The organism is Pseudoalteromonas sp. Z9A6 (assembly GCF_011378805.1).
Taxonomy (GTDB): Bacteria; Pseudomonadota; Gammaproteobacteria; order Enterobacterales; family Alteromonadaceae; genus Pseudoalteromonas; species Pseudoalteromonas distincta.
The window spans coordinates 58,779-73,055 of record NZ_WTKZ01000012.1; the positions used below are offsets into that span (position 1 = coordinate 58,779).

Sequence of the window (14,277 nt, forward strand, 5' to 3'; positions counted from 1 at the left end):
GAATATGTACCTTAAATATCATTAATTAAGCCTAAAAGTCTAGTTTTTGAGTTGTAAGTAGTGATATATAACTACAAAGGATTACTTGCTGTATCACTCTTATTAGCTGTAGTGGGTAACCTTATTTTATGGATAATTAAAACCCTCTTCTATTTTCTTAATAACCTACAACCATTTAGCACTTAAAAGACTATTTGAGTATTATTTTTACGCTTTTAAACAAACTTAATTAACCTAATTTGAACATAATGTGGTTTTTCCTCGGTCTAAATATACACAACAGCTATAAAAATTTAAGAGCATCAACGTATATGACAAAATTAAATCACCCCGTATCAAACCTAAGTGTGGCTGCAATAAACACAGCCTCGCCTTTGGGTCATATATTAAAAGTAGCCGCTCCACTACTCGATAGCTTATTAGGTATAAATAAACTGCGTGATATATACCTCTCTAATAATTTATCGGGTTTAGATAAGCAGGAGTTTAGTGAAAAGCTTTTAAATGTATTGGGTATTAATGTACTTGGCGCACAAGGTGTTATTAACAAAATACCTAAACAAGGCCCTTGCATAGTAGTATGTAACCACCCTTATGGCATGATTGAGGGCGTAATAATTGCCAAATTACTCACCCATTATCGTAGCGATACTAAAGTAATGGCTAACGTTGGTTTAAAAATATTTACAGAAATTAAAGATTATTTTATTTTTGCCAATCCGCTAAAACCAAAAGCAGCTATTAATACCAGTGCAATTAAACAGTGTTTTAAACATGTAAATAACGATGGTTTACTTGTGCTTTTTCCTGCTGGCAGGGTTTCGTTTTTTCAATCAAAAAAACAACGTGTAACCGACGGTCAATGGAATCGCTTAACCGCTCAACTAGCCTTAAAAACACAAGCCCCTTTATTACCTGTGTTTATTAGTGGTCAAAATAGCCCTATGTTTTACAATTTGGGACGTATTTACTACCGATTTAGATTATTAATGCTAATACGTGAATTACTTAAAATTCAAAAAAGGTCCATTAATTTAGGTGCTGGTAATTTACTTACACCCAAGTTATTAAATAAATTTGAGAAAACTGACGACATTAACGATATTGCGCGCCTGCTTTGCTATTTAAACGATGAACGCTTCGTAACACCTTGGCAAGAAGATGCCCAGTCAATGCAACTAAAAGCGATTATGCAGGATGTTGATAAAACAAAAATGACGAGTGAACTTGCTAGCTTACCATGCGAGCAGCACTTATTAGACTTTAAAAGTTACTCCGTTTATTACGGTTATCAAGATCAAATACCTAATTGTGTTGCTGAAATAACACGCCTTAGAGAAATAACCTTTCGTACATTAAACGAAGGAAGCGGTGAGCCATGTGATACAGATAAGTTTGACGCAAGCTACATGCATTTATTTATTTTTGATCATAAAAATGAAGAGATCATTGGAGCTTATCGAATTGGACAAACTGATTTATTACAAAAAAATAGCGACGTGAGCGCCCTTTATTTATCGCAAATGTTTAATTTTGAACCCTCTTTTATTAATCAGCAACAGCCGTGCTTGGAAATGGGTCGCTCGTTTATAGTTCAAAAACATCAAGGCAGTTACCATGGCTTATTACTGCTATTTAAAGGGATCGGTGCGTTTATGGCGCAAAACCCACGTTATAGGACTTTATATGGCACGGTTTCATTAAGTAAGCTTTACGACCCTCGTTCTGTCGCAATTATTGACCATGCTATGGTTAATAATAAACAAGGTGTTAGCGCAAATACGCCTTTTAATAATAAAATTCATCCAGAGTTTGAAGACTTCATTAGTGATCACACGTTAAACATAGATCATGTATCAGCATTGGTTATGGGAATAGAAGAAGATAAAAAAGACATACCGATTTTATTAAAGCAATATCATAAGCTAGGCGCTCAATTTCATTGCATGGGCATTGATAGCAACTTTAATCACACCCCTAGATTACTTTTAAGTGTGCACCTACCAAGTGCGCCTGAAAAGCTACTTAGGCTCTACCTTGGTGATAAAAAGGATGATTATATAAATCACTCATAATTTTTACCTGCTGCTTAATATAGCAGGTAAAATACAGTTAACAAAAAAGTCGATGTAATTAATTACATCGACTTTTTTGTTTTTAATTATGTAATAGTTATGACTATAAAAATATTTAGTTAAGCTGCAGCCACTTTTAAACAACCAATGCTACTAATGAGCTGAGACTGCTTATCAAAATAATTAAAGCGTATAGTGTTACCAACTTTAATATGACTAATACTGACCGTCATTGCATCTTCTCTTAGCATGTTTACGCCATATTGCCCTTGTTCGGCTTTACTGTAATGAAACGCTAAAAACTGCTCACTTTCAGGATGTCTTAAATCAATAAGTTGCTTAAATTGTTGTTTACGCTTTTGTGTCACCGTTTCAAGCTCAACACCTGATGACGTAGCAAGTGGTTCAACTTGGCAGTGGATCAACTGCTTTGCATCCCACCTAACAAAAACCACGTTATTGTTATTTATCGATAGTCCATCCGGAAAAATACACAACTTAAAAGGCGCGTAGCCCGATAAATCCATGTTTTGTAATTGGTACAATGCAGGGGTTTTATTGCTCAGTAAATGAGGGATTAACAGACCTCTACTATGCTTTACCGCAGTTATATCAAATACACTTTGGTAATCATTTAATAATGCGAGTGTTTGCCCAAAATGCGATACCCCAAGCCAAGTACCTCCTCCTTGCGGATCAATGGGGAAAATTGCATTGCCCTGGTGCTTACTTGGAGCGATTGCCGTTTCTCGTGTTTTTTGCTCATCGCGATTAAAAAATAGCTCGTAGCCATCATCAGTTAAAAAGTAGCTTAACGTGCACATTTTAATTTTGCATCGATTTTGGTTGTGCTGGCTGGCTATTTTCTCTTAAAAAAGTAGCTGTACTTGGTGCTAAACCAAAGCTTTGATCGAGCTGCGACTTTTGAGCAAAAGAAATTTGTGAAATCATCGCGTAATGATGCACAGCGTGACTGCCTACAAAAATAAGCTCTCGCGCAAGTGATGTTGTTACTGTTTGTACATTTTTGCTTTTAATCGAAACTTCACTTGAAAGTGATAACGGTTTATTAAAATCATCTGGACTTAGCTGCTCAATCCACGTTGTTATTTCGGCAATTTTTTTTATTGCAGCAGTTGGAGAGTTTTCAATATCTCCTCCTCTTAAGCGGCAATCATAATCTACTTTTTGCGTGCTAAAGCCGGTCATTAAAGATTGATAATGATCGATAATATGTCGCATATGAGATCCTGCCGAGCTAATAAAGTTAGGAGTAATGACTTGGGAATAGTCCTCTTTAGTTACACCTTCAAGATAAGCGTGTCCTTGAGCTAGTATCTCTAATTGACTATTTAACATTGAATCGGTCTTCCTCATTTATCACTAAATCTTATATGTAAATAATTACAACATGATTTTTGGATGCTAATTTTGCATTGTATAAATAACTAGAAAGCTGTTTTTTAAAATTAACTTTCAAAGTTTTTGCAGTAAATGCACTTTTAAATATAAGAGTAATTAATAAGAAGCTAGGTAATATAAAGAGGATAATTGATACATATAAAAGCAAATGGCGCTCTCGGTAGGGATCGAACCTACAACTCAGCCTCCGGAGGGCCACGTGATATCCATTTCACCACGAGAGCACATTTGTTGCCGCCACACCAACTCGCGATATCAGTGCTTTAGCACTGGCAATGATAAAGAGATCTTTAAATAAATACCAGTAAGATCAGCTTATATGCTTATTAATTAAGCTGTTTTAAATAAAACACTTCACAAAGGCTTAAAAACACGCTATTTATTCTTATTAGATAAGAAACAGTAACGGTTTAGTAACATTAAAATTATGATTGTCGCTGTGAGGATTAGTTTAATACGAGGAAATAATAATGAGTTTAATGTCTACTGAGCAAACCGCTGAATTTTTAGGTGTAAAAGTTGAGCGTGTTAAGCGTCTTGCTCGCGAGAGTTTACTAATAGCTAAGTCAGAAGACGAAAACGGCGAGCCACAATTTGATGCCGCAGAAGTAACAAAGTACAAAGAGCTCGCTGAACGCTTTGGTGGTTTGTAACTTTTATAAAAAAGTATTAGTAACAAGTTTATTTAGCTGCGCACGTAACATTATAGATTTACTAGTTATGCTGCGCTCCTCATACCAAGCAATACATAACACCAAAAAAAACAGCTTATAGTAATTTAGCTTATCTATTGATGGGTAAAACGTGCTTGTTTTATCAACGCTATTTTTATAGTTGTTTAACAATGTACTTTCACTACTCTCATTAAGATTAAAGCTCACTGCAAGGGCTGCCAAATCAAAATATACATCGTTAGTTTGCGCGTACTCAAAATCAATTAAATACATGCCCGAAGCATTTACAATAATGTTATCTTTTACCAAGTCATTATGACAAAAGCCTTCATCAAATTGCATGGCTGCAACTACTTTGAGTGCCTGCTCTATTTGAGGTTTATATTGCGTATATACGCCGGTGCTTTGATAAAAATGCAGCTCTTTAGCTATATCCATTGGCGCAGTAGACACTGCGTAATTGTGCACTTGAGCAAGTTTATTAATAAAGCTAAGCGTTATATCCGATTGCGCTGTATTACCTTCAATATAATTAAATACCGCACGGCTATTCTTTTTATCGAGCCAAACAGGCGCAGGACATATATTAAGCTCACTTAAAAAACGCTGTGCTTCAAGCCCTATGGCTGGCCAATGGCTTTTATAACACTTTAATAAATACCCTTGTTGTTTGGTACGTATTAAAAAATTATCGTTACTAAAACCATTAAGTAGTCGCTCGCTTGAAATAACGCTCGTAGGCTCTATAAACGCCCTACACATTTTTACTAACTGAGTATGCTCAATCATTAATTAAAGCTGAGCTAGCGGCTTAGCTTGGCTTTGTTCGTACTCTTCGTACCAAGTTTTAAAGCCCCACGCTGCTATAATGGTATAAAATATAAAGAGCGCAAGCGTTGGGTAATAGCCTTTTTCATAATATAAATACATGGAAGCTGCATCTATTACAATCCAGTACAACCAGTTTTCGAGGACTTTTTTAGCAACTAAGTAAGTAGTTACTACAGCAAAACACGTTGTAAAACTATCAAGATAAGCAAAATCGGCATGCGTATAGTTTTGCATAACGTAACCAATAGTTATTGCAGCTACGGTTGTTAAACTAATTAAAACAGCATGACGGTTTATCGACCACGAGGTAATATTTAGATTTTCAGCTTTGCCTTTTCGCCATACAACCCACCCAAATACAGCCATATACATATAATAAAAATTAAGTAACGACTCCATGAGCAATGCGCCATTCCAGTACATTATTGTATAAATGAGCGTGCTAAAAAATGCTGCTGGCCAACACCATAAGCTTTCTTTTATTGCCAATAATAAGTACGCCATCGACAACCCTACCGCAATGTATTCCCAATGCGACATTGCTGTAAAACCACTTAAGGTTTGTGTTAAAAAGTCCATATTATGCAGTTACCGTTTAGTTGTGCAGATTGTTATACCAATCTGCTTATATACGGGGTCTATTTAACGTTAAGAAAATTACACTAGAACTAGGCAAAAATTTTTGTATCTAGTTGTTCTAAATAAAAAATTTTTAACGACGTTATAGTGCAATTTAATTCGTTAAATTGATCAAAGATTTATGCAGGTTGGTATTATTGATTATTCAGGCGATAAGTCGCCAGAGAGAAACTTACATACAAAAATAGCTTTACCAAATTCTTCATATGAACGCTTAATTTCAGTATTTAGCACCTGCATTACTAAATCATAATCACCAAAAATTTGCGTTGATAACGTATTAGTAATCACTTTTAAATCTTCGTATTCGTTTAAGCGGTCAATAAAGCCTTTAATAAACGGAATGTAATCTTGGTGAAGTGGATATTTACTGATCTCTACTGATAATTTCATTTTAAACTCTACTTTTTAATTATTTGATTTAAACAAATCATTCAATGCCAGTTCAATACAGTGTAAAATTATACTAACACTCAATTTAACTGAGCTTATTATGGCACGCAGAATAACGTATACATTTAAAAACCAACCGCGCGAAATTAACTTCGCAAAAGATAAATACCACGACATGTATCAAGCTATTGCTGCTGCCGAGGGTATTGATTTAACAAATTACTTAAACATGGTACGCCAAATAGAAATGACCTCAAAAGGGTCTGCTTCTGTTCGTAACTTTCGCGACCAAGAATTTGCCCGTATGGGCTTTAGCGACATTTACTTTATAAAAGAGTAATTATACCCAATTGGTATACGCTAAAAACTAACTATGGCTGATACTCATAACTTACGCGTGGTGTAATATTACATAATAGCTCGTAAGGAATAGTATCAGCGCACAGTGCTATTTCTTCAACTGGAAGCTCAGGGCCCCACATAGTGACTCTGTCGCCAACTTTAATATTATGCTCATTAGCGCCTATATCAACGCTGATCATGTCCATAGCTACGCTTCCTACAATACCATAACGCTGCTCACCAATTATTACCGGTGTCCCCTCTTTAGCATGCCGAGGATAACCATCGCCATAACCCATAGCTACAACAGCTAACTTGGTTGGTTTATCGCTTTTCCAACGACCACCATACCCAACAGCCTCATTAGCAGGCACATCTCGTACTGCAATTACGCGCGTAGTTAAGCGCATAACTGGTTTTAATTTGTGTTGCTGCCCAATACTATTTGCCATTGGCGATACACCATATAGCATAAGCCCAGGACGTACCCAATCGCCATGACCGCTCGGCCAGGCAATAATACCAGCAGAATTTGATAAACAATGCGCTTGATCAATGCCATTCACTAAATTATCAAACAACGTAATTTGCTGAACCGTTTTAGCATTATCAACGTCATCAGCACACGAAAAGTGGGTCATTAAATTAACGGTATTTTTAGCGTTAGGTGTTTTTTGTAAGCGGTTATAAAACGCTTCAAACTGCTCTGGCGCAATACCTAATCGATGCATACCTGTATTTACTTTTAACCAGCATGTTATTGGTGCATCTAGCTTTGCTTTTTCAAGCGCCGCTAATTGGTACTCATCGTGAATAATAGTTTGAAAATTGTTGGCAAGTAAAATAGGTAAGTCGGCTTTGTTAAAAAAGCCTTCTAGTAATACAATTGGCTTTGTTAAGCCCCCAGCTCGAAGGGCGAGCCCTTCATCTATACGTGCCACAGCAAATGCGTCAGCATTATTTAAATGCTGCGCAATCGTTACTAATCCATGCCCGTAAGCATTTGCTTTTAGCACCGCCATTACTTTGCTGTTAGGTGCAAAGCACTTAACTTGCGCTAAATTATGCGCAAGTGCCGTTAAGTTAATTTCAGCAGTGGCTAAGCGCATTAGTAATCGTCATCTACCGCTGGTCCCGCGTAATTATCAAAGCGAGAAAATTGACCTTGGAATGTTAAACGCACTTTACCAATTGGGCCGTTACGTTGTTTACCTATGATAATTTCAGCAATACCTTTATCAGTACTGTCTTCGTTGTAAACTTCGTCACGGTAAATAAACATGATTAAATCGGCATCCTGCTCTATCGACCCTGACTCACGTAAATCTGAGTTAATTGGGCGTTTATCAGCACGTTGCTCTAGCGTACGGTTTAGCTGCGAAAGCGCGACAACCGGACATTTTAGCTCTTTTGCTAGTGATTTAAGTGAACGCGAAATTTCAGCAATTTCAAGCGTTCGGTTATCAGCTAGGCTAGGTACACGCATTAGCTGCAAGTAATCGACCATGATCATACTAATGCCACCGTGGTCACGCGCAATACGACGTGCACGAGAGCGAACATCGGTAGGTGTTAAGCCCGAGGCATCATCAACATACATTTTGCCTTTTTCCATCAACAAGCCCATTGTTGATGAAAGTCGCGCCCAATCGTCATCATCTAACTGACCTGTACGTACCTTAGTTTGGTTAATACGGCCAAGAGACGCTAACATCCTCATCATAATTTGTTCTGAAGGCATCTCTAGCGAGTAAATCAGCACGGGTTTGTCTTGAGTCATTGCGGCATGTTCTGCAAGGTTCATCGCAAAGGTGGTTTTACCCATTGAAGGACGCGCTGCCACAATAATTAAGTCAGACGGCTGCAGGCCTGTCGTCATTTTATCAAGATCGGCATAACCTGTACTTACACCCGTTACACCATCTTGTGGCGATTGATAAAGCTCTTCTATTTTATCAACGGTTTTTTCGAGTATGTTATGAATACTTTGCGGGCCTTCCGTACTTTTTGTACGTTGCTCGGCAATTTTAAATACTTTGCTTTCGGCAAAGTCGAGTAAGTCGTGACTAGTACGCCCTTCGGTATTAAAACCCGCTTCGGCTATTTCATTTGCCACGCCAATCATTTCACGTACAACAGCACGCTCACGTACAATGTTTGCATAGGCATCAATGTTGGCTGCACTTGGCGTATTTTTAGCAATTTCGGCTAAGTAAGCAAAACCACCAATACCTGCAAGTTTATTATTTTTTTCTAAACTTTCAGAAATAGTGATTAAATCTATCGGATCGCCAATCTCAGCAAGTGCCGTCATCGCCTCAAAAATTAACTTGTGCGTGCGGGTATAAAAATCCTGTGATACAACAAGCTCAGCTACGCGGTCAAAAGCTTGGTTATCAAGCATTAAGCCACCTAAAACAGATTGTTCAGCTTCTATTGAATGGGGAGGAACTTTAAGAGTATCGACTTGCTTATCTGGTTTGGCCATAACTTCACAGTAGTAAAATTGAATAGCTCTATTCTATCGACTTGCAGGGGCTGTGCAAATAGAAAAGCAGGAAATCTTTCCTGCTTTTTGTAATCGTGATGAGGAATGAGTGTTATTTACTACGAAGCTCTATTCGCCCACTAATGGTATCCATTTCAACATTTGCATTACCGCCATTAATACTAAACTCTAAATCACTGGCTGGGCCATATTTAGCTTTACTGACTTTGTCACTACTGACTTTGTTAATGATTTTACCATTAGCATGGGCTTTAATTTCAAACTTTGCTGATACACTTTGTGGGAAATAAAAGTCGGCATCACCACTTACTGATTCAAAACGTACATCACCGCCTTTTAAAAGCTCGTTAATCTGTACTTCTGCTTCGCCATTGACCGTATTAATACGTAGGTTTTTAATAGCCGATAGCGTAAATTCTATATCGCCATTTACGTTTTCAAGGCGTACATCATTAGCGCTTGAAGTTGATTTAATATCACCATTAACAGCGCTAAAACGCAACTCACCACTTGATTGCCTATCGTTAATTTCACCATTTACGGTTTCAAACTGAATATTCCCGTTTAAGTTCTCAGCGTTCACATCACCATTTACAGTGGTGAGCTTAATGTTGCCAGTAATATCATCTACCGTAATTTCGCCGTTAACCACATCAACTTCTGCGCCGTTTTTAAGCTCCTTTGCAGTCACCGATACATTAACGCCAGCAAACTCTAAACTACTGCTTTTAGGCATAAATATAGTTAGGTTTGAGCCGTCACCACTATTTCCCCAATTTGATTTACGGGGCATTTTTACAATAAACTGTGTTTTATCACCACTTGTTTTAAGCTCATAACCCTGTGCTTTATCATCAAGCTCGCCAGATACTTTAAATTCGTTTTTATCCCAGCCTGTAATATGTATATCACCGCGTTGGTTTTCAATAAAAATAGTGCCGCCACTTGGTACGTCTATTTGCTTATCTATTTTTTCACCCGCAAATGCCGCCAGTGGAAATAAGCTCAGTCCTAATAAAATCGCTTTCATATCGTACTCCTAAATGTGCTGCCAACGTGGCGCGTGCACCTTGTTAATTAAATCAAGTTGTTGTTGATATATTTGCGCTAACATTGTCAGTAGCGCTTGGTTTTGTGGTTCGTTTTCAAGAGCTTGCTTTATTGCTTGCTCAGCTTCTTCAAGTTCTTGTAGTTGCGTTTGCCAGTTAGTGGTTAATGCTTCTTTATTTTCGTATTCAACTAACAAACTATTTTTTTGAGCCGAAAAGTAATCACTTATAGCCACTACGGGCTGTGGTTCAGGTGCTATAACAAATATATTAACAGCAATTAAAGCAGCCACAGTACACGCTGCTATTGCCGTTAGTTTTGGCCAAATAATAGTGCTGTTTGGGTTCTGCTTATTATTAACAATTGCTCGCTCAATCCCCGCCCATAAATCTTTTTGTGGCGTAATTTCTTTATCAAGCGTGTTTAATGACTTATTTAAGTAGTCGTTAAAGTTTGGTTTACTCATTTTCATACCACTCTTGTAATAACTGCCTAGCACGATGATATTGTGACTTACTTGAACCAACAGCCATACCTAATTGCTCCGCGATTTCCTCGTGCCTGTAACCTTCAATAGCAAATAATACAAATACCATACGTGCGCGCTCAGGAAGCCTTACTATTAACTTATCGAGGCCATTTAAGCCTTTGCAGTCGTTAGCTGATTGCTCATCCATACCGCTGTGTTCAATACTTACTACTTTTTGTAACCAGTTTTTTTGCTTGCGCAGGTAACTTATCGCTACATTACTGGCAACACTATATAGCCAAGTAGAGAACTGCGAACGCCCATCAAACAATGCTATTTTATGCCATACCTTTACAAATACCTCCTGGGCGGCGTCTTCGGCGTGTGCTTGGTCTGCTAATAAACGTAAACATAAACCGTATACTCGTTTTATATGTAACTCATAAAGCGTTGTGTATGCGCCTTGATCACCCGATTTAACTCGCTCAATGAGTGCAGCTTCGCACAAAGGCGTTGGTTCGGGTTTAACGTGTAACATCCGTGATGCCGCCTTTTAATTATTATTGTTGAGTTGCTACTTAAGTGTATTGATAAGTTAGACGTAATGACAGTTCGAAAAGGTTTAAAAGGAATGAAAAAATAATTGAATAAAAAAGGGGCTTATACGAGGTTGTATTAAACTGTGCCTTTAACAAATGAAGTTAGCCAAATTATAGGCACAAAAAAGCCGTGCTAATAGCACGGCTTTTTTAGCTTAATTAAAAATTAAGCTTCAGCGATTACGATTACTTTGATAGTAGCCGTTACGTCTGAGTGAACTGAAATTGATACGTCAAATTCACCAGTCTCACGGATAGTACCTAGAGGCAAACGAACTTCTGACTTAGCAACTTCAACACCAACAGCTGAGATAGCGTCAGCGATGTCACGAGTACCGATTGAACCGAATAACTTACCTTCGTCACCAGCTTTAGATACTAATGTAACTTCTGCTAATGCTTCTAGTTTTTCAGCGCGTGCTTGTGCAGCAACTAACTGTTCAGCGATTTTCGCTTCAAGTTCTGCACGACGAGCGTCAAACGTTTCAATGTTAGCTTTAGTCGCAGGAACTGCCTTACCTTGCGGGAAAAGGAAGTTACGTGCGAAACCAGATTTAACTACAACCTGTTCACCTAGGCTACCTAGGTTAGCGATCTTATCTAGTAGAATAACTTGCATGTTTCTACACCTTTTAAAAACTGTTAATCCGCTGCTTACTTATGTAAGTCAGTGTATGGAAGAAGGGCTAAGTAGCGAGCACGCTTAATAGCAGTTGCTAGCTGGCGCTGGTATTTAGCGCTAGTACCTGTGATACGGCTAGGTACGATTTTGCCACTTTCTGTAACATAGTTTCTAAGAGTAGCTAGATCTTTGTAATCAATTTGTTGTACGCCTTCCGCTTTAAAGCGGCAGAACTTACGACGTCTGAAATAACGTGCCATGAGATTAATTCCTCAAATAATTCTTTCTATATGCTGAGCATGCAAAACCAATTGGCTAAGGCCGTTACGACCTTCGTGGCGATTTAAAAAACCACTCACTTGCAATGCCTGCCCAACGTGCAAATGTTGAGTCTGTTGTTGCATTTGCTTTCCACTGGCAACTACCTGAAGCCTCACATAACTATTACGGTTAAGGTCTGCTTCGGTTTGCATCGATTTATGTTCTACAACAAAAATACAATGCGGGATGCCAGCAGGGCTTTGGCTAAACTTGGGAGTTTTACAAACTACCCCAGATATAACCAGCTGATTCATATATGGGCTAACCATTATAATAACTGCTGACTACATGCCATGCTAGGACTCAAAACAATTAAGCAGCTGGTGCTTCTTTCTTCTCTTCTCTTGCAAGAGGAGACGCTTCAGTTACAGCATTTTTAGTACGCATAACTAAGTTACGAAGCACTGCATCGTTGTAGCGGAAAGTAGTTTCTAGCTCGCTGATTACTTCAGTAGGTGCTTCAACGTTCATAAGAACATAATGAGCTTTATGAAGCTTGTTGATTGGGTAAGCCAGTTGACGGCGGCCCCAGTCTTCAAGACGGTGGATAGTACCACCAGCTTCAGTGATAGAACCAGTATAACGTTCGATCATACCAGTTACTTGCTCACTCTGATCAGGGTGAACCATGAATACGATTTCGTAATGACGCATGGATATTCCTTACGGTTAATAGAGCCTTCTACCGTTTCGGCCGGTCGGTTTAAGGCAAGGAATTAATAGTTTAAAAGCCGAAATGAGCGCGCATTTTACGCTTAGACGGATAATTAAGCAAGCAGGTTTTTTAAGCTTTTATAGATAAGAGTTTAAAGGCAATTATTGCGAGCTTCGCTCATCCCGTTAGCAAGCCTTAGGCCTAAAGGAAAAGCTAAACTCGTAGTTTAATATTTATCATATACGCCAAGCTTGCGCGCGTAAAAAGCGCAGCTTTTAATTACTTAAGTCTAACACCTGCCTCAAAATATAAGTATTTACTCAAACTTAAAGCCGTGCAATTATTAAGCAATACATTAGTAAATAAGGATATTTATGAAGCTCTTACTATCGCTTGTATTAATACTTACTTTTAGTACACCATTTTTAAGCCACGCAAAAACCAATACAACCGACATAACCGTTGGTAAAAAAGTCATTCTACAATCAAAAATACTTAACGAAGACAGACCCATTAAAATTTTCATACCTGACACTGTAAAAGACGATCAGCCGCTTTATGTTATTTATTTACTTGATGGTGTTGAGCACTTTCATACGGCGTCTGGTGTTATTAAATCCCTTGTTGATTACGAGCAGATACCTAACGCAATGCTCGTTGGTATTGATACAACTAACCGTGTTCGCGATTACTTACCTAAAGTAGATGGTGAGCCTAAAACTGAGTTTCAAACCTTTGTAAAAAATAAATGGCCTGATGCTGGGCAAACAGACAAGTTTTTAAAGTTTGTGTCTGATGAACTCATGCCTTACATAAACAGTAATTACTCAACTAACGGCTACAACACCTTAATTGGCCACTCTAATGCAGGTACTTTAGCGCTTTATACTTTAGTTAATCAGCCTGAGTTATTTAATAACTATATAGCTATAAGCCCAAACAGTTGGTGGAGTGATGAAGAATTAAAAAATAATATTATAAAATACACTAAAAATCCTAAAGGCGGTCAATCGTTATTTATTAGTGTAGCAAGTGAAGGGTCACGCTTTTATACAGGTGTATTAAATACTTTTGTAAATTTAGAGCAACAAATGCCCACACAGCTAAAATGTGAATATAAGCATTACCCTACTTTTAGCCATATGGGCACCATACTACCAGCCCTTAGCGATAGCCTAATTAACTTATTTGGCGACCTAATTTTTAGCGTTACTGACGAGCACGGAAGATTTGCTGATGTATCGCTCATTACAGGTTATTACAAAGCACTGAGTGATAAGTACGGGTTTGAGCTTAAAATTCCACAAGATGTATACGTAGAATTTGCTCATAGCCAGCAAAAATTTGGTAACACAGCTAAAGCTATTACCACGCTTAAACACTTTACTACCCATTACCCAAATGCAGCCTATTCTCACATGCGTTTATCGCAAGGCTATACTGCAAATAAGCAGTTCAAAGAGGCCGTCACCAGTATGAAATACGCATTAGAACTTGCTAAGCAAAACTCGCGAGATCCAATGTTAATTGATGCACTCAAAGATATGGTGAATGAAGCACAAAAGAATTTGTAACTGATTTAACGCAAAGCGCTTTTTAGCTAACAATAGTAATTACGAGCTACGCTCGTCGCGTCAGCAAGCTAAACGCCTACAGGTAAAATTAAGCTCAGTGTT

18 protein-coding genes and 1 tRNA gene are annotated in these 14,277 nt (G+C 38.0%); 4 read left to right on the top strand and 15 right to left on the bottom strand.

Annotated features, from left to right (window positions below; translation table 11 throughout):
* The first annotated feature begins 311 nt into the window (after positions 1 to 311).
* The gene (locus GQR53_RS07040) at positions 312 to 2,075 is read left to right on the top strand and encodes a GNAT family N-acyltransferase (protein ID WP_165743319.1); all 1,764 of its coding nucleotides are present in this window, start codon (positions 312 to 314) and stop codon (positions 2,073 to 2,075) included.
* A 119-nt stretch (positions 2,076 to 2,194) separates the two neighbouring features.
* Here GQR53_RS07040 and GQR53_RS07045 read toward each other — a convergent pair whose 3' ends face one another.
* The 3 genes from GQR53_RS07045 to GQR53_RS07055 form a co-directional block, all read right to left on the bottom strand.
* On the bottom strand, positions 2,195 to 2,899 hold the full coding sequence (locus GQR53_RS07045) for an NRDE family protein (RefSeq protein ID WP_165743321.1): 705 nt from the start codon (positions 2,897 to 2,899) through the stop codon (positions 2,195 to 2,197).
* A gap of 1 nt (position 2,900) precedes the next feature.
* On the bottom strand, positions 2,901 to 3,434 hold the full coding sequence (locus tag GQR53_RS07050; protein WP_165743322.1) for a DinB family protein: 534 nt from the start codon (positions 3,432 to 3,434) through the stop codon (positions 2,901 to 2,903).
* 212 nt (positions 3,435 to 3,646) lie between these two features.
* Positions 3,647 to 3,721 (bottom strand) — tRNA-Arg (locus GQR53_RS07055).
* Positions 3,722 to 3,967: 246 nt separating this feature from the next.
* On the opposite strand from GQR53_RS07055, the gene GQR53_RS07060 reads away from it, so the two are divergent.
* Entirely contained in the window at positions 3,968 to 4,150 is a 183-nt protein-coding gene (locus GQR53_RS07060) for a hypothetical protein (protein ID WP_024604886.1), read from the top strand.
* A gap of 3 nt (positions 4,151 to 4,153) precedes the next feature.
* Here the strand turns inward: GQR53_RS07060 and GQR53_RS07065 are convergent, their stop codons facing one another.
* The 3 genes from GQR53_RS07065 to GQR53_RS07075 form a co-directional block, all read right to left on the bottom strand.
* Positions 4,154 to 4,960, bottom strand: coding sequence for a phosphotransferase (locus GQR53_RS07065; RefSeq protein WP_165743324.1), 807 nt, complete (start codon positions 4,958 to 4,960; stop codon positions 4,154 to 4,156).
* 3 nt (positions 4,961 to 4,963) lie between these two features.
* Entirely contained in the window at positions 4,964 to 5,581 is a 618-nt protein-coding gene (gene pnuC, locus GQR53_RS07070) for a nicotinamide riboside transporter PnuC (RefSeq protein WP_165743326.1), read from the bottom strand.
* A gap of 201 nt (positions 5,582 to 5,782) precedes the next feature.
* Positions 5,783 to 6,034 (bottom strand): hypothetical protein, encoded by a 252-nt coding sequence (locus tag GQR53_RS07075; protein WP_008135690.1) that lies wholly within the window; start codon positions 6,032 to 6,034, stop codon positions 5,783 to 5,785.
* Between the two features lie 100 nt (positions 6,035 to 6,134).
* Here GQR53_RS07075 and GQR53_RS07080 point away from each other — a divergent pair, with 100 nt between their 5' ends.
* Positions 6,135 to 6,374 carry a DUF2960 domain-containing protein gene (locus tag GQR53_RS07080; RefSeq protein ID WP_002963045.1) on the top strand — a complete coding sequence of 80 codons (240 nt, stop codon included), beginning with the start codon at positions 6,135 to 6,137 and terminating at the stop codon, positions 6,372 to 6,374.
* Positions 6,375 to 6,405: 31 nt separating this feature from the next.
* On the opposite strand, the gene alr is transcribed toward GQR53_RS07080, so the two are convergent.
* From alr to rpsF, 9 genes are all read right to left on the bottom strand, one after another.
* Complete coding sequence (gene alr / locus GQR53_RS07085) at positions 6,406 to 7,485, bottom strand: alanine racemase (protein WP_165743328.1); 1,080 nt, start codon at positions 7,483 to 7,485, stop codon at positions 6,406 to 6,408.
* Entirely contained in the window at positions 7,485 to 8,864 is a 1,380-nt protein-coding gene (dnaB, locus tag GQR53_RS07090; protein WP_002963050.1) for a replicative DNA helicase, read from the bottom strand. The genes alr and dnaB overlap by 1 nt, the downstream gene beginning before the upstream one ends.
* Positions 8,865 to 8,976: 112 nt before the next feature.
* Complete coding sequence (locus tag GQR53_RS07095; protein ID WP_165743330.1) at positions 8,977 to 9,915, bottom strand: DUF4097 family beta strand repeat-containing protein; 939 nt, start codon at positions 9,913 to 9,915, stop codon at positions 8,977 to 8,979.
* Positions 9,916 to 9,924: 9 nt separating this feature from the next.
* Complete coding sequence (locus GQR53_RS07100) at positions 9,925 to 10,407, bottom strand: hypothetical protein (protein ID WP_024596807.1); 483 nt, start codon at positions 10,405 to 10,407, stop codon at positions 9,925 to 9,927.
* Complete coding sequence (locus GQR53_RS07105) at positions 10,394 to 10,942, bottom strand: sigma-70 family RNA polymerase sigma factor (RefSeq protein WP_165743332.1); 549 nt, start codon at positions 10,940 to 10,942, stop codon at positions 10,394 to 10,396. Before GQR53_RS07105 ends, GQR53_RS07100 begins: the two co-directional genes overlap by 14 nt.
* 227 nt (positions 10,943 to 11,169) lie before the next feature.
* The gene (rplI, locus tag GQR53_RS07110; protein ID WP_002962755.1) at positions 11,170 to 11,622 is read right to left on the bottom strand and encodes a 50S ribosomal protein L9; all 453 of its coding nucleotides are present in this window, start codon (positions 11,620 to 11,622) and stop codon (positions 11,170 to 11,172) included.
* Between the two features lie 35 nt (positions 11,623 to 11,657).
* Positions 11,658 to 11,885: a 30S ribosomal protein S18 gene (gene rpsR / locus GQR53_RS07115; RefSeq protein ID WP_002962753.1), complete on the bottom strand. Its 228-nt coding sequence runs from the start codon at positions 11,883 to 11,885 to the stop codon at positions 11,658 to 11,660.
* Between the two features lie 12 nt (positions 11,886 to 11,897).
* Positions 11,898 to 12,215 (bottom strand): primosomal replication protein N, encoded by a 318-nt coding sequence (gene priB / locus GQR53_RS07120; protein ID WP_004588456.1) that lies wholly within the window; start codon positions 12,213 to 12,215, stop codon positions 11,898 to 11,900.
* Positions 12,216 to 12,258: 43 nt separating this feature from the next.
* Positions 12,259 to 12,600, bottom strand: coding sequence for a 30S ribosomal protein S6 (gene rpsF, locus GQR53_RS07125; RefSeq protein ID WP_002962750.1), 342 nt, complete (start codon positions 12,598 to 12,600; stop codon positions 12,259 to 12,261).
* Positions 12,601 to 12,975: 375 nt separating this feature from the next.
* Here rpsF and GQR53_RS07130 point away from each other — a divergent pair, with 375 nt between their 5' ends.
* Positions 12,976 to 14,175, top strand: coding sequence for an alpha/beta hydrolase-fold protein (locus GQR53_RS07130; RefSeq protein ID WP_165743334.1), 1,200 nt, complete (start codon positions 12,976 to 12,978; stop codon positions 14,173 to 14,175).
* Positions 14,176 to 14,277 lie beyond the last annotated feature (102 nt).